Source organism: Candidatus Latescibacter sp. (assembly GCA_030692375.1).
Classification (GTDB): domain Bacteria; phylum Latescibacterota; class Latescibacteria; order Latescibacterales; family Latescibacteraceae; genus JAUYCD01.
Window position 1 is genome coordinate 1 of the sequence record JAUYCD010000197.1, and the last position, 20,657, is coordinate 20,657.

At 45.1% G+C, this 20,657-nt stretch carries 17 protein-coding genes; 11 read left to right on the forward strand and 6 right to left on the reverse strand.

All coding sequences use genetic code 11. The features are described from left to right. The first annotated feature begins 143 nt into the window (after nt 1-143). The 11 genes from Q8O92_11870 to hemA all read left to right on the forward strand — a co-directional run bounded on the left by Q8O92_11870 (nt 144) and on the right by hemA (nt 13,171). A complete protein-coding gene (locus Q8O92_11870) occupies nt 144-290 on the forward strand; it encodes a hypothetical protein (protein MDP2984011.1) in 147 nt (48 codons plus the stop codon). Nucleotides 291-413: 123 nt separating this feature from the next. Next, on the forward strand, nt 414-1,775 hold the full coding sequence (locus Q8O92_11875) for a PAS domain S-box protein (GenBank protein ID MDP2984012.1): 1,362 nt from the start codon (nt 414-416) through the stop codon (nt 1,773-1,775). Between the two features lie 463 nt (nt 1,776-2,238). Further along, on the forward strand, nt 2,239-3,336 hold the full coding sequence (locus Q8O92_11880; protein MDP2984013.1) for a hypothetical protein: 1,098 nt from the start codon (nt 2,239-2,241) through the stop codon (nt 3,334-3,336). An 81-nt stretch (nt 3,337-3,417) separates the two neighbouring features. Next, on the forward strand, nt 3,418-3,756 hold the full coding sequence (locus Q8O92_11885; protein MDP2984014.1) for a hypothetical protein: 339 nt from the start codon (nt 3,418-3,420) through the stop codon (nt 3,754-3,756). A gap of 96 nt (nt 3,757-3,852) precedes the next feature. Then, the gene (locus Q8O92_11890) at nt 3,853-4,704 is read left to right on the forward strand and encodes a c-type cytochrome (GenBank protein MDP2984015.1); all 852 of its coding nucleotides are present in this window, start codon (nt 3,853-3,855) and stop codon (nt 4,702-4,704) included. Between the two features lie 315 nt (nt 4,705-5,019). Continuing rightward, complete coding sequence (locus tag Q8O92_11895) at nt 5,020-5,538, forward strand: hypothetical protein (GenBank protein MDP2984016.1); 519 nt, start codon at nt 5,020-5,022, stop codon at nt 5,536-5,538. Nucleotides 5,539-5,584: 46 nt separating this feature from the next. Next, the gene (locus Q8O92_11900) at nt 5,585-9,304 is read left to right on the forward strand and encodes an FAD-dependent oxidoreductase (protein ID MDP2984017.1); all 3,720 of its coding nucleotides are present in this window, start codon (nt 5,585-5,587) and stop codon (nt 9,302-9,304) included. A 63-nt stretch (nt 9,305-9,367) separates the two neighbouring features. Then, nucleotides 9,368-9,757, forward strand: a complete 390-nt coding sequence (locus tag Q8O92_11905; GenBank protein ID MDP2984018.1) for a cupredoxin domain-containing protein — start codon at nt 9,368-9,370, stop codon at nt 9,755-9,757. Nucleotides 9,758-9,810: 53 nt separating this feature from the next. Further along, nucleotides 9,811-10,176, forward strand: coding sequence for a lipocalin family protein (locus tag Q8O92_11910; GenBank protein ID MDP2984019.1), 366 nt, complete (start codon nt 9,811-9,813; stop codon nt 10,174-10,176). A 117-nt stretch (nt 10,177-10,293) separates the two neighbouring features. Next, on the forward strand, nt 10,294-11,361 hold the full coding sequence (locus Q8O92_11915) for a hypothetical protein (GenBank protein ID MDP2984020.1): 1,068 nt from the start codon (nt 10,294-10,296) through the stop codon (nt 11,359-11,361). Between the two features lie 454 nt (nt 11,362-11,815). Beyond that, nucleotides 11,816-13,171, forward strand: coding sequence for a glutamyl-tRNA reductase (hemA, locus tag Q8O92_11920; GenBank protein ID MDP2984021.1), 1,356 nt, complete (start codon nt 11,816-11,818; stop codon nt 13,169-13,171). 304 nt (nt 13,172-13,475) lie between these two features. Here the strand turns inward: hemA and Q8O92_11925 are convergent, their stop codons facing one another. The 6 genes from Q8O92_11925 to Q8O92_11950 all read right to left on the reverse strand — a co-directional run bounded on the left by Q8O92_11925 (nt 13,476) and on the right by Q8O92_11950 (nt 20,529). After that, a complete protein-coding gene (locus Q8O92_11925) occupies nt 13,476-14,840 on the reverse strand; it encodes a right-handed parallel beta-helix repeat-containing protein (GenBank protein MDP2984022.1) in 1,365 nt (454 codons plus the stop codon). Nucleotides 14,841-14,931: 91 nt separating this feature from the next. Then, nucleotides 14,932-15,753 (reverse strand): ThuA domain-containing protein, encoded by an 822-nt coding sequence (locus tag Q8O92_11930; protein ID MDP2984023.1) that lies wholly within the window; start codon nt 15,751-15,753, stop codon nt 14,932-14,934. A 438-nt stretch (nt 15,754-16,191) separates the two neighbouring features. Further along, nucleotides 16,192-16,950, reverse strand: a complete 759-nt coding sequence (locus Q8O92_11935; protein MDP2984024.1) for an SDR family oxidoreductase — start codon at nt 16,948-16,950, stop codon at nt 16,192-16,194. A gap of 51 nt (nt 16,951-17,001) precedes the next feature. Next, nucleotides 17,002-17,787 (reverse strand): nucleoside triphosphate pyrophosphohydrolase, encoded by a 786-nt coding sequence (gene mazG / locus Q8O92_11940; protein ID MDP2984025.1) that lies wholly within the window; start codon nt 17,785-17,787, stop codon nt 17,002-17,004. Between the two features lie 325 nt (nt 17,788-18,112). Beyond that, the gene (locus Q8O92_11945; protein ID MDP2984026.1) at nt 18,113-20,104 is read right to left on the reverse strand and encodes a hypothetical protein; all 1,992 of its coding nucleotides are present in this window, start codon (nt 20,102-20,104) and stop codon (nt 18,113-18,115) included. 200 nt (nt 20,105-20,304) lie between these two features. Beyond that, a complete protein-coding gene (locus Q8O92_11950) occupies nt 20,305-20,529 on the reverse strand; it encodes a DUF433 domain-containing protein (GenBank protein ID MDP2984027.1) in 225 nt (74 codons plus the stop codon). Nucleotides 20,530-20,657: the final 128 nt, after the last annotated feature.

Here is a 20,657-nt window from a genome sequence, read left to right on the forward strand (position 1 = left end):
GAACCGATTATCGATATGGAAATGTGGAAAACGATACTGCCGTTTACCACATTACCACATCGCGACTTCAATAAAAGTATGATGTTTCTATTGGTAGCTTCTTTACACTTTCCTCTTGACTTGTATCATAGCAGGGGGGAATCATGTTGGCAGGCAGCTTTTACCCCCTTAACAAGGGGGTCGCCGCTTTATGCGGCGGGGGGATTTTGTCTAAAGAGCAGATAAGTGATATGGCATATTTATCGCCGAATAAAAAATGGGGGATGGCCAGATATTTATTTGCGCCTTGACACCTGATGCAATTGGCTGTATTTTGATAGTAATTCTCATATTTAATATTATTATATACAAATGGTTCATCTGGCATTACTCCTCCCATGAATTCATTAAGGGGCAAATAAGAGGCTGCTAAAATGGAAGCAAAAAACAAAATTAAGTCCCAGCCTGTAAAAGAATTGGAAGGGTCAGGCAAACGAATTTCTGAACAGGAAGATTCAGAAAAAGAACTTACATTTCAAAAGAATGAATACCGCCTGGGAATAAAAAACTGCGATGAATTGACATTCGAAGAAATGTTTCGGAATTACATAAATATAATCCCGCATTTTGTAATGGTTGTTGATGAAGACCATACGATACTTCTCGCTAATGATATCGTACTGAAAGTTATGGGGAAAAAATCAGAGGATGTCAGAGGATGTTATTGTCCAAAACTTATACATGGGCTCGATTCGCCATTTCCGGGCTGTCCTCTTGAAGAGGCCGTTGAGAAAGGAGGCTACGTTGAAAAAGAATTGCTTGACCCTTTCTACAATTCCTGGGTTTCTTCTGCAATTTATCCAACATCCTTCGTAACGCGGGATGGGAAAAGAGTTTTTTTGCATCTTATTCGAGACATAACCGAACAGAAAAAAGCAGAGAAAGCACTAATCGAATCAGAAAGTAAATTTCGCACTATTGTGGAAACAGCGCCAAGTATGCTGATAATTACAGATAAAGAAGGCAAAAACATATATGTCAGTCCTAACTGCTTTGAGATAACCGGTTATAGCCAGGAAGAACTGTTACATAAGATTGTATGGTGGGTGCATGAGGATGATACAGTAAAAGCAAAGGAGATCTTTGACCGTTCCTATCGAGAAAAAAAGAGTGTTAGTAAGAATTTTGAATATAAAGCGGTAAAGAAGAATGGGGATATATGGTATGCTTCGAGTTCAGGGGCTCCTGTACTTGACAATGAGGGAAATTTTTGTGGATATGTTATAGAGACACTCGACATTACCGAACGAATGAGCGCCATGGAACAGCTTATGAAAACAAAAATTGAATTGGAAATTAAATCGAAAAACCTCGAGGAATCCAACATCGCGCTGAAGGTGCTTCTTGAACATCAGGTTCGGAATACAAAAAACACGGAAAAAAACATTCTTGAAAATATTAAAACGCTCGTTTTCCCTTATCTTGAAAAACTAAAATATTCTTCTCTCGATGAAAGCCATACTACTCTGCTCAACATCATCGAAAACAATCTTTCCGAAATCATAAAACCATTTGCGATAAAATTGACGAACAAAGCGATCAATTTTTCACCCACTGAGGTTCGAGTAGCAAAAATGGTGAAAGAAGGCAGAACGGCAAAAAATATTGCAGAAATATTGCATATTTCTGAAAATACGGTAAAAGAACACAACAGTCAAATTCGAAAGAAACTTGGACTTAAAAGAAAAAAGATCAACCTCAGAACCTACCTTCAATCCTTTTTCGAGGAACAGTAGAAGTTTCAACAGAGAAATTTATTCGGGTTCATCTCCCAAGGAGTCAGCTCTTTTGCACCTTTGCATTTACCAACTCATTTGGAAATGAGACGTTATTCGTTAAATATTACTATGAAGTATAGTTACATTCCCCACATTTTTTCCACTACATATCTTCTATAAAAAACCTCATATTAAAAACATTACGAAAATTTACTAGTTTTAATGTATTGTCAGGCTTTAAGTTGTGAAAATATTCACAGAGCCGTTCAATAATACAAATCCAAAAATACACCCGGTTGTCCACGATAATTGAGAGAATGAAACCTGTCAACAAGCAGTGTTGATCCTGGCTCTCGAATAAGGAGGAGATGTGAAAGTGAACTTTTTTGCAAAAATCTTTTTAGCGTTGTTTGCTGCATGCCTGTTTGCAGGGTTGAGTATCAATAAGGCGAACGCTGTAGAAGTGACCCTAGGAGGCGGCATGAATACGAATTTCTATGGCGCGCTTTCAGGGAATAATTATAAGATATGGAAACATCGAATCAATGGTTCGGATTTCAACACCCAGCATATTCATCCCAAAATAATGGTTGATATCTCGGAAAAACTGAGCGCGGAGATCTATACCTGCCTGTCGCATGACAACCTGGTCAGCCTGATTACGGCCTATATAGATTATGAGCTTTACAGCGCCGGTGATTTCGGTGCCACAAATTACAATGTCAAGGTCGGTAGGTTCGATGTTCCCTTTGGATACTTTAACAGCATTGCTATCAATCCGGTGGATCAGAAGTCTGTATCTCGGCCTTTAATGTGGGTCGACCACGAGCAGAAGGATATGGAACTCAATGGCGGGCCGTCCCCTATTTTTATGTCCCCCTGGACTGAAATCGGCGCCCAGTTCTACGGAACCCAATGGGTCCGCGGTCAAAAAGATCAATTGTGGTTTGGAATTTACGCAATCAACGGATTACCGCAAAAGGGTTCAAAGGACATCGAATGGATGGCTGTCCCCAGAATGATAAAAGATAACAACGGCAATAAAAGTATCGGCGGAAGAGTGGCGTATTCTTTCGGCGATCTGTGTACCGCAGGGGTCTCGTATCTTTCCGGGAAATACGATGATGACGATGAACTGAAGTATTCTATCTATGGCGGTGATATCCATGTTGCGCTCGGGAAGTCGAATCTGCGTTTCGAATACGCCGCCAATCCTGTCGATTGGGTCAAAGATTCATCGAGCGGAAAAACGGAATATACCAAAACGGGCTGGTATGCTCAGTTCGATGCACCGTTCGAACAGGTATTTAAAAAATCGAATTTCGCGAAGAAATTTGAGTTTGTAACGATGTACAGCTTTCTTGAGCAGGATAAGGATAAAGGCAACCAGACGTTTCTCGATCTGTCCCGTTTCTCCGTCGGCGTAAACTTCTCTCCGGTATCTGCTTTGAAGTTCAGGTGCGAGTATCAACTGACCATGCCCGGAGATTACAATGCCACCGCTTCGAATGTTGCAAAATATGGCTCGGAGATTAAAAACCTGAACAGAGTTCAAATGGACGTCGGGCTGGCATTCTGAGAGCTGGCACTCCGATATAAAGACACCATGTGCGGATACCGTGCCCTGAAAAATGAAGGTGCATATCCCGGGAGAATTTTCATGAAAAAGAAGGAAGTATCATTTGAAAAAAGGAGGTGCGCGCTGAAAAAGGGCACATCCATCCTGGGTGTTTCTTTGGGCGTCTTGGTCTTATTCTGTCTTTTTGCACAATGCGAGAATGCTCCGTTGAAACCAGTTTCAGTTAGTATTACGACTAAACCTGTTGATCAATTGATTCGCGAAAAGTGTTCAACTTGTCACACTATTGATAAAGTTAAAGATTACGAGGGTGACGATTGGAAAGAAGTTGTTGATAGAATGATAAAATATGGCACAAAACTGACCGAAGGAGAATCTGCCAATGTTATTGCTTATTTAAAAGAAGGAAAATCCTTTTGAACCTCTGAAAGTCTTTCAGTACAAGTTTTGATTTAACGACCAAGAAGTTGAAGATTACCACGTGATGCAGTAAAAAATTTTAAAAAGGAGTATCAAATGTGGAAAGGTATCATTGTTCTCAGCCTGATGTTTGCTTCTTTGCTTTTTATCATGGGCTGCGCAGGTGATCCAGGCCCGGCAGGGCCCGCCGGAGCAGAAGTTATTCCGGCAGCGTACACTAGTGCTAAACCTTATCTCGGCGGTGCAGCTTACAACGAATGGTGGACCACCGATTCAGGAGGATCAGGCGCTCTGACCATAACGGTAAGTTCGGACTTCGCACGGTGTAAAGCCTGCCATGCATGGGACGGACTGGGGAATGCCGCTTCCTATGCCAATCGCAAGGGTCAAAGCACGGGGACATCTACTCGTCCTGATGTTTCTTCAATCAATCTTCGCAGTACTATAGCATCAACATCACTTTCTCAATTATATACACTTATTGAGCATTCATGGGGCAGACCAATGAACGCTGCTTCAAATGAAATGCCCAATTACAAATCAAATTTGTCTGTAGAACAGATATGGAACCTCGTCAAATTCATGAAAGAAGAATGGGTAGATCCAACAGAGTTATATGACCTGGTTGTAACCGGACCGCCGGTAAGTTCAGTTGGTGTACCAACTTTGACCTATTCAAACATTGGAAAGGGTGGAGACGCAACCAAAGGTAAGACCTTTCTATCCAACAACTGCAATAGTTGTCATGGCTCGGATGGGAAAAAAATTGAGGTCGACGGCTTATCCGGACAAGGAAATTTTCTTAGATCAAAACCTAACGAGGCCTGGTTCAAAATAAAATTTGGAGAGCCGGGCACCGGTATGAATCCAGGTCAGTTGGTAACAAGCACATCAGATCTCAAAGATATATACAAAGCTCTGACGGATAAATCAAACTATCCCGACTAAAAAACAGGTGGGAGTAAAAATGAAGGCGCTTCTCCAAAAAGTTGGTAATTTTTGCAGTGCAAAATGAGATAACTTTTTGTGAGGCAGCCCCCTAAATCCCCCGATGGGGGACTTTGCACCGTAAGGGATAATAAAGTTATGTTACGTAAATAATCTGAACCAAGCCTCAACCTGTCAAGCCTCAGCCGAAGGCTGACTTGCTTGGGCTTGACAGCCGCTATAAATATATTTCGATTCAGGGATGGTTTGAGATTATTTGCTCAACCATCCCTTATAAGTAAATTTCTTTACCAACTTTTTTGGAGAAGAACCAAAATGAAAAAGACAGTATTTATTTTCATGGTTTTCAGTTTTTTACTCATGGTTTCCCTGAATAGAGGAGGGATTGTCAAGAGCTGGTCGCAAGAGCATAAGGAAATGATTATGCTAAATGGCAAAGAGATAGACCCATCTAAAATACCGGATGAAAAACCCGAGGGGATGAGTGAAGAGGAATGGTGGAAATTAAAAGCGAAGAAACCGCTGCCTTTCGATAAAGGTCCATCAACTATTGATGTTTCAAAATATCCCAAGAATATGCAGGACATTTATACTAACACGTATGTGCCAAAGTGTTCCAAATGTCATACAATTGCGAGAGCGATCAACGCTCCTTATGCATTGCCCGATGAGTGGATGAATTATATCAAGAAGATGATGAAAAAACCCGGATCCGGGCTTAATCCGGCAGCGGCAAAAGATATTTACCAGTATTGCGTATATGATTCGCAAGTACGGAAAAAAGATCTTCTTGAAAAAAAATTAAAAGAAAAGGAACAGGGAGTAAAGCAATAATTTACTATTAGACTGTGTCTAACAGGTAGGGGGAAGAATGTTTTTCATGAAGAAACTCTTGTTGATTATTCTCTTTTGTTTATATAGTGGATTCTCTGCTCAGGATTGCCTTGCTGTATCAAAAGGAGAAAAATCGCCGGTCTTCAAGCTCTCTGATTCTGAAGGAAATGTGATCGACCTTAACAATATGGCCGGAAAGCCGGTTTTGATTGCATTTGTGGATACAAGTGCAATATCTATGAAAAAACTCTCAAGTCTCGCTGAAATTTTCGATTACTACAAGTATACCGAGTTAGAGATAATTCCTATCCTTGTGGGAGAAAGTCAGGAGAGCGCTTCAAAATATCAGACCGATCAATGGCTGACCTATACTCTTTATGGCGACTCTGAAAGGAAAGTCGCTCAACTTTATGATATTAAAGAATTTCCTCAGGTTGTTATTCTCGGGAATGACCATATTATCAGATATATTGAAGGATACGGCACCGATGAGGAATTACGCGCGCAACTTTTGAAGTATATGAATGAAAAGGTCTTTGTCATCACCGCACGGCAGTTCGAATATGAACCAAATATTATCAAGGTAAACAAAGGCGATACGGTTGTATTAAAACTACTTTCCGAAGATGTTGAGCACGGTATTTATCTGGATGGATATGAATTACGTATCAAACAGTATCTTGATAGAGACGGAAACATTGTCGAGCCGGAAAAGGCTGATAAAAATGTGAAACCCGGAGAACTCGGTCTTCTTAGATTTGTAGCCGATAAATCGGGAAGATTTTCCATGAGGTGCTCTGCAACCTGCGCCAGTTTTCATCCTTATATGTATGGATGGCTCAGGGTAGATCCAAACACACGGTTCTCTGCTTCCGTTTTGCTCGCCTTTTTACTTGGCGGTTTTTTCCTCTATTTTTTCTCGAAAGAAAAAAACCGGAATCGGATTTTAGGGTTGATACCGATAGATTGGCGATTTGAAATAACCCGTTATCCTCTCATAAGGGGGCTGATAAAAAACCGCTGGCCTCGGTACCTCGCAATAATGTTTTCGACGGTGTTCTTTACCGTTATTCTCGTTTCATGTTATGTCGGAGGCGTTTCAGCGGGGAATTTCAACTTTGGGATCATGTATGTCTGGATTGTGTGGTTTGTGTTACTCATCATGATATGGGTGCCTTTCTTTTCAAGAATTTTCTGCGGTTTCTGTCCACTACCTTTTTTCGGGTTATGGTTACAGCGGCACTCAGTCATGTCGGTCATGAAAAAATCGTTTGGATTAAACAAGAAATTCCCGAAAAGTTTGAGCAACATGTGGATGGTGAATTTTTTGTTTATGGGCATTACTTTTTTTAATGGATTTCTCACCACAATTCCGATCGCTTCTTTTTATATGCTGATCGGAATCATTATCGCTGCGACCGCTATCACGTTTGTATTTGAAAAAAGAACCTGGTGCCGTTTTGTTTGCCCTGTCGGCGGTTTCCAGGGACTTTATTCAAATGCTGCCACGTTAGAAATCCGTTCCAAAGATCCTGAAGTATGCAACAGGGTAAAGGATGGCAAGGAATATCCTTTTGACGAAGGGATTGCTGCCTGCCGTCTTGCATGTCCGGCAGGGGTCGACTCCAGTACCTATATTGCCCTTATCGAAAAAGGCAAGTATGAACGCGCGCTTGAGGTTATCCGTGAAGCGATGCCTTTCCCGGGAGTATGCGGTCGTGTGTGCAATGCGCCGTGCGAAGTTGTTTGTTCACGCGGTAAACTGGACGCTCCTATTTCCATCAGGGCGCTGAAAAGGTTCGTGTCCGACTATGTCGGATATGGAAACGGCGATAAACATGAATTTGTTCCCACGCACAAGGAAAAGATAGCGATTATCGGTTCCGGACCCGCCGGTTTAAGCGGCGCCTACTATCTCGCAAAGGATGGATATGCCGTTACTGTTTATGAATCTTTGCCTGTCATCGGTGGGATGTTTAAAGTGGGTCTGCCGGATTTCCATTTACCAAAAGACATTGTTGACAAAGAGATCGAGTTCATAAAAAATTCGGGTGTTACCTATGTACCCGATACAACTATCGGTAAAGACATTTCATTCGAGTCTCTTCAAAAGGAATACCAGTCCGTTTTCATCGCAGTAGGCGCCTCGAAAAGCCGTCTTTTGAAATTGGAAGGTGAGGATCTTCAGGGTGTAGCCACAGCCATTGATCTTTTGAGGAAGGTAAATTCAGGAGAAAAAGTAGAGGTTGGGAAAAAGGTCGTTGTGCTTGGCGGAGGTAAAACGGCAATTGATGTGGCACGTGTCGCTATCAGACTGGGCTGCGAAGATGTTACCTGCCTTGAAATACGGTCTGAAGAAGAAATGGGCTCACTGGAAAAACAGGCTGTTGAAGAAGGAGTAAAAATAAAGCATCTGACGACGGCACTGAAAATAGTGGGCAGCGGGGGCAAAGCCACATCCCTGCTCTGTGCCGATGTAAGGCTTGGAGAAATCAACCAGGATACAGGCTTGCACCAGCATATAACCATAAGAGGCTCTGAGCATCTTATCTCGGCTGATACTATTATCGTTGCAGTCGGTCAGTATTCCGATATTGACTTTCTGCCCAAGGACATAAGTATAAGCAAAGTCGGCACGATAATCGTCGACCCCCTTACCATGGCAACGAATATTCCCGGTGTGTTTGCCGGTGGAGACGTTGTAACCGGGCCAAGTGTGTTTGTCGATTCTGTAAAGGCGGGAAGGAAAGCTGCTGTCTCGATCGCCAGGCATCTGAGGGGAGAAAGACTCGAGCCCGTTTTATTGTATCCCACAATGAAGCAGGTGGCAGACTTGCCTCTCCATTCGGTCTCTCATAAAGATAGAGTCGAACCCACGTGTATTCCACTCGAAGAGCGTCACGGCAACTTCAGAGAGGTTGAAAATGTCTTTACTGAAAGAATGGCTCGCGAAGAATCATCCCGCTGCCTTGGCTGCGGTTCCTGTGGAATGTGCTATCGAGGCAATGAAAAGGGTTATGGCTGTCCCTGGATGGAATTGCCATTCAGAAACAGGCGAAATACCTACTGCGGTTTGTGTCTCGAATGCTTTAAAACCTGCCCCGAAGATAACATGGCAGTAAACATAAGGCCGCCGGCTACTGATTTACTGGTCGATGAAAAAAGAGGTTTTGATGAGGCCTGGAAAAGCTTCATCATGCTTGGGGCCGCTGTGGTATTCTATGTGTTTATGATGGGACCCTGGGGATTTTTGAAGGATTGGCAGCGTGCAGCTACGACGTTTTCAATCTTTAAATATATAGCCACAAGCGCCATATCGTGTCTTATCGTTCTGCCAAGTATCTTCGGCATTTTTGTCCTTGCATCCAACTGGCTGAAAAAGGATGACCGCATATCGTTTAAAAAATTATTTATCAACCATTCCTATACTCTGGCGCCATTGGGTCTCTTAACCTGGATTGCTTTTTGTTTCGGTTTTCTCCTGCCCAGCGGCTCCTATTTAATCCATGTCACCTCCGATCCTTTTGCATGGGGATGGAATCTCTTCGGTACGGCCGGTTTTCCCTGGACGCCATTTCTGACATACTATATGCCGTTTTTGCAAATCGGCGCATTACTTTTCGGTTTAATCTTTTCTATCGACATTGGGATTAAGATTTCTCGTCAGACGTTTGCTGATGAGAGAGAGGCAATCATTACATTCATACCGATCTTAGCTTTCCTGGTCTGTTGGACTGTTACCATGCTCTGGTTGTTTTTATGGTAATGAACTCTCCCGGACCCAAGTGTCATTGTATCAAGTTTACTGTCCCATGCTAAGGAGTAACTCATGAAAAAATACGAGGAATTTATTGCAGTATGTCTTGTGTTACTTTGTGTTTTTGGAACCATTGCAGCCATTTTTACTTACGAATCTGCAAGGGCAAAAAATCGGAATGCCATCGATCTTGAAGCTCGTCCGATTGCAACATGGAGTAAAAAGGAAATAAGAGTTAAAAAGGGGGAATTGGTAAGAATCAGAGTAATTAACAGAGATTGTGTAACCCATGGTTTTGCCATACCTGAACTGGATGTCGCCGAGCGCATAATCAGTGCCGGCCATACTGAAACTGTAGAATTAACTCCTAAATTTGCAGGAGAATATACATACATGTGCGTTGTGCAATGCGACCGTGAACAGCATGAGTTTATGAGAGGAAAATTGATTGTGGAAAAGTAGACCAAACTTACTGTTTGGGCAAGGGATAAACATTAATAACAACAGGAGTTAAAATGAAAAAATGCTCTTTTCTGTTACTCTTGATTTGGGCCGGTTGCGGACAGAACAATAATGTAACCCCCAAACCCATAAACACGGTTGTGAGTTATGGAAATGACAAGGACATGAGTATCGCATCATCATGGGTAAATAAGCCGGGTGATATAAAACTGTCCTTCTTCAAAAATAACACATACTCGTATCTCTATAATGATGGTGATTATCAGTTCTCGGAAAAAGGCTCCTATTCTATTGCAGGAAATTCAATTCATGCAAAAGATTCCGATGGTTACTCCTATAGAGAAACTTTCTTGATTAACAACAATACATTATCTCTTTCAGATGAGTATGGCTATTCTCAAATATTTACAAGAAAATAGGTTTAAGATGACTATTTCCGATGTTGTTAACGTAACCGGGCATTGCCGGATGTATCTGAAAATAATTTTGGATGCCGCATAATTCATAACAAAACAAAAAATTTTAAAGGAGGGGGTATGCAAAAAGTTTCAGCAATTTTCACCGGGGTTCTGGCGATTGTGATGGTGGCAGGAGTCGCCATGTTTGTTGGATGTCAAAGAGACCAGGGGGCGATTGGACTTACAGGGCCGGCAGGCTCCGATGGGGTAGCCAAGTGCGGAACGTGTCATAATGTATCCACTGAAGTTCTGGCAAAGCAGATACAATGGAGCGCCTCGGTTCATGCCACCGGCGGGCATTTCAGAAGTAACTCTACAGCCTGTGCATCGTGCCACACTAACGAAGGCTTCAGAGCAACAATGGACTCGGGAAACATGGTAGCTGCACCGGCGCTCATTGATAATCCCACTCCTCCGAATTGCCGTACCTGCCATAACATTCATCAAAAATACGACCTCACAGATTTCGTCAATTCTACTACAAAGCCGGTGAAGTTGATGGTAAGTTCAACCGGCGCAACAACAAATTTTGACAAAGGCAATTTATGCGCGAATTGTCATCAGCCGAGATTGTCGAAGGTGACCCCTTATCCAACACTTAATGGCGACGACCTAACTATTGTAGCAAACTGGGGTGCTCAGATGGCCTCTCAGGCTGTCATTCTTCGAGGAGTTGGATCCGGAGCTTTTGAAATTCCCGGCTCGGTTGCCTACATAAATTCTTCGCATAGCACCCTGGTTCCGAATCGCTGTATAACATGCCATATGGCGCCAGTCAGGGGAGATACAGCCGGTGGTCATACCTGGAAAATGACATATTTATCTTCTGATGGTATTACAGAGAATAACTATGTAGCAGGATGTGTGGCATGTCATACGGGTTTAACTAGCGGTGTGGGAAAATTTGATGTCAATAAAGTTCAGACAGATGTCGAAGGTTTGATTGCACAGTTGAAAGCTCTCCTGGTTACCGCCAAAATGTTGGACACAACAACCGATCGCGGTCTTGCCGGAACTTTTCCTTCGAACAAGGTCGGCATTTTGATGAATTACAAACTGATTGAAGCAGAAGGAAGCCACGGAGTTCACAATCCGTTATTTGTAAAGGCTCTCTTGAAAAATTCCATAGATTACATGAAGAAGTAACTTGTTGTGGAATAATAATAGGGGATCTGTTGTGAGCCGGTTGTAATATGCAAAAAAAGGGCCGGCTGATCCGGCCCTTTTTTAACCTGAATTATACATAAAGTTACGTAAGTATTATCTCAACTTATTTTTGAACAAGTACTTATGCCTACTCTTGGAAGGTAGCCCCCTAAATCCCCCGGAGGGGGACTTAACATGGTAAATAAAATCACTTGTAAGTGTAACATAATAAAAAACCTGTTACTATTTGTCTTTCAATCTTTTAAGTCCCCCTTTGGGGGATTTAGGGGGCTGTAGTTTTGAGGCTTACAGAAATAAAATCCTTTTTTATGAATAATCCAGATTAAATAAGATCACAGGTAAAACATGTAACTTCTTTCAATGCAACACTGACGGTTTCCCGATCAGCTTCGAAGCATGGTTGACACTACAATCCGAAAAGAAAAAAATGAAGATGCATAGAGGTAATTTGTTACTTATCGGGATTTCACATAAAACTGCGCCTGTTGAAATTCGAGAAAAATTTTCATTCAACGGCGATACTCTCATTTCAGTTTTATCCGACATCAAAGGTATGAGCGGTATATCTGAATGCGTCGCCCTTTCAACCTGCAACCGAACGGAGATTTACACCGTTGTCAGTGATTCGGCCGGAGAAGCCCGGAGAAAAATTGAACAGTATATCTTGCATGTAGCCGGCATAGACAAAAGTTTCCTCAGTTATTTTTATTGCCTGAACGGAACAGATGTGATCGAACACCTGTTCCAGGTCATATGTGGATTCGACTCCATGATTTTCGGTGAGTCCCAGATATTCGGACAGGTAAAATCCGCTTTCTCATCGGCGTGCAGTAATAATTGCACCGGCCCGATTATCAACCGTCTGTTTCATCAGGCATTTCAGGTAAGTAAACAGGTTAGAACCAACTGTAATTTTGGCAGCGAAGGGGCAATTTCAGCCAGCTCGGCTGCTGTTGATCTGGCCAAAAAAACCTATGGTTCTCTGCACAATCGGACTGTTCTTTTGGTGGGCGCCGGTAAAATAGGCAGGATGTGCGCAAGACTTCTGATAGATTCCGGTATTAAAAAGCTCAATCTGGCCAACAGAACCGCTGAACGTGCAGACGCCCTGGTGGAAGAACTGTCCGGAGAGGCTATACCATTTGAAAAAATGGATGAGATGTTCGGAAAAGTTGATATCATTATTACTTCCGCTTCTTCTTCAACTCCCCTGATAACAAAAAACCGGCTGAAAGAGAGTGTCGGTGATCGGAATGGCGCCATCCTCACCCTTATCGACCTCGGAGTTCCGAGGAATATTGACCCTGGAGTTGCCGCCATCGGGAACATCATTCTCTTTAATATTGATAATCTGAAAGATCTTGACCCGGGAAATTGCCATACAGAAAGTATTGAAAAAGAAAAAGCGCAAGAAATTATAAAACTCAATGCGGATGAGTATGATAAATGGCTCCGGGAACGAGAGATACTCCCTGAAATACTTACGCTCCGGGAAAAATGCGAAAATATTCGTACGGAGGAGCTTGAAAAAATAAAAAACAAAGTAAGCGCTGAGATTTATGATGCAGTTAATTTGGTAACCCGGCGAATTGTCAGAAAGATACTCCATAATCCAACGGTCACGCTCAGAGCTTCCGAGTCAGGAGAGATGAGAAAACGTCTTGTTGAGTCTCTTAACGAGCTTTTTACAGATACTCATGCACGTTCAACAAAGAAATCAAATCATGAAAGCTCATTAATTCCAGGTTCCATACATTTTCACCACCACGATAAGGTCGAGGTATCATAATGTTTTATGTTATGATCATACATGACGATGAAGATTTCGACAGCTCAACTGCATTGGTACTCGAGCATGCAGGGTCTGAAGAGCCGGTGAAATCTGATATCCCCGATGCCGATAAGAGCATTAAAAAGGCTGCCCGAGCTGGTGATACTCAATGTCATGTTTCCTGAACCATGTGCCGGCGCCAACTCTCTACTCTATCCCGTAGTGCTTCATCTTGTTAAACAGGGTAATGTTCAGAGCTATCATCTTCCCGAAGCGGTCCCAGGCGACAGCGCGCAGCCGGGCAAGAGATTGGGAAGCCACATTACTTACCTTTTGAATGCGACTCTACGTTAGTATAAGTGGCTGTAACATCGCCCATGTCGTTATAGCCAGTCTCTGGGGTAGATGTAAAGGAATATGGCTGTGTCAAACTCCTGGTGTCGTATTGGTTAGTCACACCATATATGATGCAGTTTTCTATCCTGGTATTGCTGTTTTGATCTACACCTGTGCTGTTTTTTCCAAAGCGGAAAAGATTGGTGCTATTAACAAAGGTGCAGTTGCGAAATGTGGTGTTTTGCGCATCTCTCAGGAATACGCCCACTATACCATTCTCGAATATGCAATTGACGAAACTGTTGTTTGCCTGGAAATGGTTGATGCCTTTATCCGCATCGTCCTCGTAGTCCTCCCTTAAATATATGCAGACAACCTGTTTATTGCCTACGCCACTGCAATTCGTAAATGTATTATCGGAGGCGCCGTCTCTGACCATAAAGACATTATTAAAGTAGTTGCCTTTTGCCGCATTATTGCCGTAGCAATTGATGAACTCGTTATGGTGGGCTCCATGCGCTGCGAAGAAGCACTCCTCAAAATTTATTGCCGTGCAGTTGATTATCTTATTGTTGTTGCTGGGTGGGTGGGGCTGTCCGGGCGGTACTCCGGTATGGTCCTTGATGCCGATGCCGTGGTTACCTTTGCTTGAAGCTACCTTGACCTCGGTGGTGCAGTTCCGGATCGTGTTTCCGGTAGCCCAGCTCATCACAATATAATAATCCATTTCGTATACGTCTGTACGCGTGCCGTAAACCCGGCAATTGTCTATCAGGCACGAATCGGACTCTGTTGTATAAATGCCGACGCCCCCGGCGTCAGTCACCTCGCAGTTGCGGATGGTTGATTGCTTGCACCGTTCGAGCTGAATACCACGCCCGGCGCTAGCTAAACCGCCGCATTCCCTTATTACGATGTTCTTCAGCGTGATATACTTGCCAGACACCACGGAAATGCAGTCCATGTACATGCTGAGTTCGATGTTCTTGAACGTGACGTAATTCTTCCCGCTTATCAAAATGCCCTGACCAGTCCGATCGCTGCCGTTTAGCACCGGCATGCCGCTGTATCCCTCGAAGACGATGGGCGCCGAGGAAGTGCCGCTGTTGGACACGACCACATGCTCATGACCATAATCGCCGCCTCTGATATAGACTGAATCGCCGGCCTGGGCTCGAGTAGCCGCATAGGCGATGTGCCGCCAGGCGGAGTCCGGCCGCGTCCCCGGCCAGGCGTCGTTGCCGGTAAGAGACACGTAATAGGCCGCGCTGCCTGCCGCCGAGGGCCAGACAAGGACGGACACGACGAGAAGGGCGAGAAGCGATAGACGAGAAACCAAACAGCACCGCATTTACTTCTCTTTCCTCTTCGAATAAGAACCAGTCTTCTTCATTGTAATTTTTCTTTTCACTTTTTAGAACTTTATCCGGTTCCCGGGGATATCAGTATCCTGCTTTATATTCCGCCGGAGGGATGTCACGCCTCATCGCCCAGTGAGCCGAGCGCCACATGAGATATTTGACTTCGGTCACCTGGAACGGCTGCGGCTCATGACCGAACAGGAGCGCCACCACACGTCCTTTTTCCTCTTCACGGCACCAGGCGGCGTTGTCGGTGCGCTTGTCCTGCTGTCCGGTGGATTTGTAGAGGAGGGTGACCCCGTTATCGGCCAGCTCCGCGCCGAAATTCTCGTCCAGCGGAATATCGAAATCCTTGAGTCCCCGGCTGATGGGGTGATCCTGGTTGATATCGTGGATTTTCACATGCTGCACAGGGCCGTGCATGAGCGGCTTTGCGATCCCGACCAGCTCCATGTATTTCTTTCTTTCCGGGTTCCATGTCGAGCAGTGCATGGAGAGCAGTCCCATGCCGCGCCGGACGTTGGCAACAATAGCATCCTCCTGCTCGTCGGTCATGAACGGCGCGCCCGCCGGTCTCTTCTCGATCACCCCTTCCGGAACGAATCCCAGCGAATCCGGCCCGGCATAGCGGGCGACCACGAACAGGTCGGCCTGTTTCAGCGCTGCAGGGGTCACAAACTGGCTGGACTGGGCGAAGAGGAGCCTCCAGCCGGCAGGCTCAAGTATCCTCCGCCAATGGGTCTCCTGGGCTACACCATTATGCCAGTAGTCCCCGACCAGGAAGAGCGCACGGGTCTCCCCTGAAGATTTCGGAGCGGCGAACATGTCTTCCGTTAATGCCCCAGCCGCGGCAAAGGCAGTCAGGCCGGTTTTCAGCGCGGTACGGCGCGATGGATGATGCATATATCCTCCCCTTTTAAAGGCAGCCCTTCTAAGTTCCAAGCTGCTTATGGAACAGATGCCGAAACATGTTCGGCATGACACGATGCATAGAAAATGAAGAAGGCCATTTTATAATAAGTATACGAAACACCCGATTAAATTCAAGCGGTTTCTTTTATTCGAGAATGTTATTAAGTCAACATAGGTGATCATCCTAATAGATTTGATCCCCCCTGCCCCCCTTATTAAGGGGGGAAAAATAATTGCCGCTATCACCATATATCAATAATTAGGATTTCACAGAACTCTCTCCCTAAATTCCCCCCTTAATAAGGGGGGATGCCGAAGGCAGGGGGGATCTTTTAAGCCAGTTGGAGCACACTACCGTATGTCACTGACTTAACGATATACCCGGATTCTTTTCTTCTGTCTCCTGACTCCTGACTCCTGTCTCCTTCTTTACCTCACATAGCTTCCCGCGTTGATATCGATAGAACAGCCGGTGGCGTGGTCCATGAGTCCGCTGGCAAGGAAAACCACAGTGGGGGAAACATCCTCCGGCTCGGTGAGACTGTCGAGCGCGAGGTCACGCACCAGGAAATCCTCGCCGTACTGATTGATGAACGGGCGGTTGATGTCTGTACGGACGAAGCCGGGCGCCACCACGAAGGATTTCACCCCCTGTTTGCCGAAAGCGCGTGCGATGGAGCGGCTCATGGCAACCATGCCTGATTTGGCGGCGGCGTACGCCAGGTATTCGGGGGTGTCTCCCCGGAATGCGGCGCGGGAGGCGATGTTGATGATGCGGCCCCCGCCACGCGGGATGAAATGGTTCACCGCAGCCCGTGAGAGAATGCCTGCGGCGGTCAGGTTGACCATGATAGTTCTGTTCCAGTTGGCGAGCCACTCGTCAGCGGACATGTCGAAGGGAGAATTCATGATCATTCCCGCGTTGTTCACCAGGACATCGATCTTTTCGAAGGCATCGAGAACGTCAACGAACAGGCGGAAACATTCTTCGGGGTTGGACAGGTCGGCCTGGAATGCCTTAGCCCCTCGACCGAGTTTCCGGGCGAGTGTTTCCGCGTTTACTGCGCTGCGGTTGTAGTGTACGGCGACAGTTGCGCCTGAACCGGCGAGGTCCTGCGCGATACATTTCCCGATGCCACCGCTGGCGCCGGTAACCAGAATATTCATGCCGGTAAGATCGATGTTCATGGATTTCTTACCTCCCTTGGGTTATTTTCTTTGTGCCTTTGTGCCTGATTTTTAATTTCTTCCTTCCGTCTTTTTAACTTCCTCCCAGAGCGCGTCCATTTCCTCCAGGGAAGCCTCGCCGAGCTTTTTCCCTCTCTTGGGGAGTTCGCGCTCTATATACCGGAACCTCCGCTGGAATTTGTCAATGGTCTTACGGAGGGCGTCTTCCGGGCAGAGGGAAACAAACCTCGCCAGATTCGCCACCGCAAACAGGAGATCGCCCAGCTCTTCCTCCATTTCGGCCCGGCTGTTACGGCGGCTGGCTTCCTTGAGCTCTTCAAGCTCCTCCTCAACCTTCATCATCACCTCTTCGGTTCGCGCCCAGTCGAACCCCACCCGTGACACCTTCTCCTGGATACGGCGGGCTTTGATAAGCGCCGGCAGGTCCCTGGGGAGACCGTCGAGCACAGACCCGCCTTCTTTTTTCTCCCTCTTTTCACGGCGCTTGATCTCCTCCCAGTTCTTGATTACCTGGGCGGAATCCTCCGCAACGGCTTCACCGAACACATGGGGATGGCGGCGTTTCAGTTTATCGATAATACCCTGAACGACATCCTCTATGGTGAAACGCCCCTCACGGCCGGCGATTTCGGCATGGAAGACAACCTGGAGGAGTACATCGCCCAGCTCTTCTTTCAGGCGCTCATCGGAACCGGAATCGATTGCCTCTATTGCCTCATACGCTTCCTCGATGAGATAGGGTTTCAGGCTTTCATGGGTCTGCTCCAGATCCCAGGGGCAGCCGCCGGGCGCCTGGAGTAGTTTCATGATGCGCACAAGTTCTTCGAATGATGACATGTATTCTCCCCGGTTGAAATATCGGTACGAATATAATGTACGAATATAATGTACGAAAGTTCGGAAACAAGGGCAACGTATTATGGGGAAACGGGGGAGCGGGAACTCAAACCCCCGGAGATGGCTTCTCAGGAGAATCAGGTATACATGGAGACTCAGGATACTGTCGTTGACGGCGTCTATGCGAATCTGTTGAATCCTGGAGGAAAGGAAATAAAGATAAACCAATCGAGAGAGCAGTCCCTCTCTGCTCGAAAGAGGGGTGCAAAAACTACGATAGTTATATTATTCGATACAGTTCTAACACAAAAATCAGCGGGGCGCATTACGAATCCGCTGAATTGTCTAGTTGGACGGTTTCCTTCTTGAAGTAGATATTTTTTCCTACATCTTCTGCGATCTTACGTTGTATTAAATGCTCTCTATCCAGCTTCTCACCGAATTTAGCCACTTTCTGTATGTAGCAACCGACATCATCTGCGACTTGTCTAGCCAACAGCTTATCTTCTTCCTGAGATGAGCGTATTGCCCCAATAATTTTCATTTCTTCCTCTGTGAATTTCGCACTATTGGATTCACCAATCGGAACCTCCTCAAGGTCTGTTCGATCCTTCGGACAGAAAGACAGCAGTTGACCCGCGACATAGAGATCGCTTTCCTTGTAAATTGCTGAACAGGTGGGGCACTGGAATCTCTTTTCTTCTTTTTTAGTGAAGTATATGTCAAATTCGGTTAGGGAGTTGTCGTATGCGAATCGTTGTTGACGAATGATATTCTTATCCGTCCCGTATCCTAGGTTGTTTTCAAGACACGCTCCGTAGTCAAAGACGTAAAGACTGCGAGAAAGTTTCTCTTTCTTGGTTGTACGCCCCTTAGTTATGAGATGGACTAGAAAGAACATGTTCATAAATCTAAGCTTCTCTTCATTCCTCGGTAGCACCATAAAATGACTGCTCGGTCCATCGGCTTTTGTCCGCTCTTCTATGGCTCTATCCAATATAGCGCTCCAGATGTCCTCACAATAACTTGGAATTGCGACGCCGCTGGCACCAGAAAACTGATCTTGGTAAGCCTTAGTCGCGTACATAATTCCATATTCTATATCTTTTTTGCGAATGCGTGGTCGAGCGGATTGCAAACATCTGTAAAATGCCTGTTTAAGTGCGATACCGATCGTACGGGGGACCCCCATCGATGAACGGCTTAATTCCGTCCACGATTCTTCTGGATCGTCAAACAAAGCGTCAGAGGTAATGCTTGCATACTCCTTAATCCTCTCCGATATTAGGTCTCTAGTTAGGTCGCATAGCCCATCCATTGCCGCGTTCAAAGATCCGCTTCTTTCAACGAAAGCATCTAGATCCAGAGACAGCTGAAAAAGATCTCTTTGAAGAATTATTGAGCTTCCTAGACTGTAATTATCAGTAATCGCGCAAACCTTTATGTAGACGCCAGAATGATTCCCCAGCATTTTTTTCAGCAAGGTGGAAAACCGTCGTTGTAAATCAGAGGAAAGAGATGAAAATTCATCAACCAGTACGACAATATGACTTATACCGCAAGCTTCCCTCAACTCACCTAAAACACGAAGAACATCTGCGATTGAAAGCCTGCTTCTAATTAAATTTGTAGTTTCCATTTCATATTCCGAAGTCAGAGATTCTGACTCAGATAAATTCGCTGATATGTTCATTCTCTTTTCTGTAAGGATAGCACAGATATGGGATCCTTGAGTGACGGTTTCGGCGTCCTTCTTTCTGATTTTGCGCGGGCCTACTTCTTCCTCAGTTCTTGGGATACCAGACGTTATTATTCTGGAAAGCTTTTTGAGCGCGTCTGTTGATTCCTTTTTTCGTTTTGTCTCCTCACGAGAGAACACTCTCTCCAATAAGCCCGATTCGGTCTTCAAGCCTGGCCAGTTACGAAGGAGCTCTTCAAGAATAGAGTCAACAAGTTCTGAGACAAATACATGCTCGAATTCAATGAAATCGCTTGCGCTTACATCTGAAAGGGTATGGCACTTGCTCAGGTCAAGATATATGGCGAGTGTATTTAATTTTGCCATCGACTGAAGTGCGGGATCCCATGAGTGTATGCACTCTATAAGACCCCTATAAAGCAAAGTTGTCTTACCCGTACCCCGTCGTCCCACAATCAGTTGATCCGATTCGCCAACGATTTGCCTAAGATAGCCAAAATAATCAACATAGTACCTTGAAAGTCTTTGGAGCTTCGTCGTGTCACGAAGTGGAATATAGTCGGTACGAAGCATGGAATTAAAAGCATCTTCGATCTTGTTTTGCAGGTTATTATCCATCTACATCTCCCTTTGCCCCAACTAATATTTATATGGTTTCCCTATAACACTCACCACGACTCAGCCTGTCGGTATAACACTCCGAAACGAAGCGATCCCAAACGCCTGATCGACAATCCCTACTTCCTCATGACCCGCACCTCGAAGTGCCTTGATTACTGAGTTGGGGACACAATGATCCACAAAAAATCTCAAGCTCATCAGACAACCACTTCGAATTCTGCCAACTCACGGGCAAAATCCAGACAGGCAGCAATTTGTTCGTGATTGAGATCCGGAAATTCAGCAATGATTTGGTCCGTATTGTAGCCAGCCGCGAGATAACCGAGAATCAGGCTCACGGGGATTCTTGTGCCTATAATACACGGTTTACCCCGCAGGACATTCGGATTGCTTTCAATGTAGTCTTTCCATGTTACGTTCATTTTCTTCCTCTTTTGCAAATTATTGAAGCCTAACTACTGTTTCTATGGTTTCCTTATAACACTCACCACGGCTCGGCCTGTCGTAATAACACGTCGAAACTAAGCGATCCCAAACGAATGACCGCAAA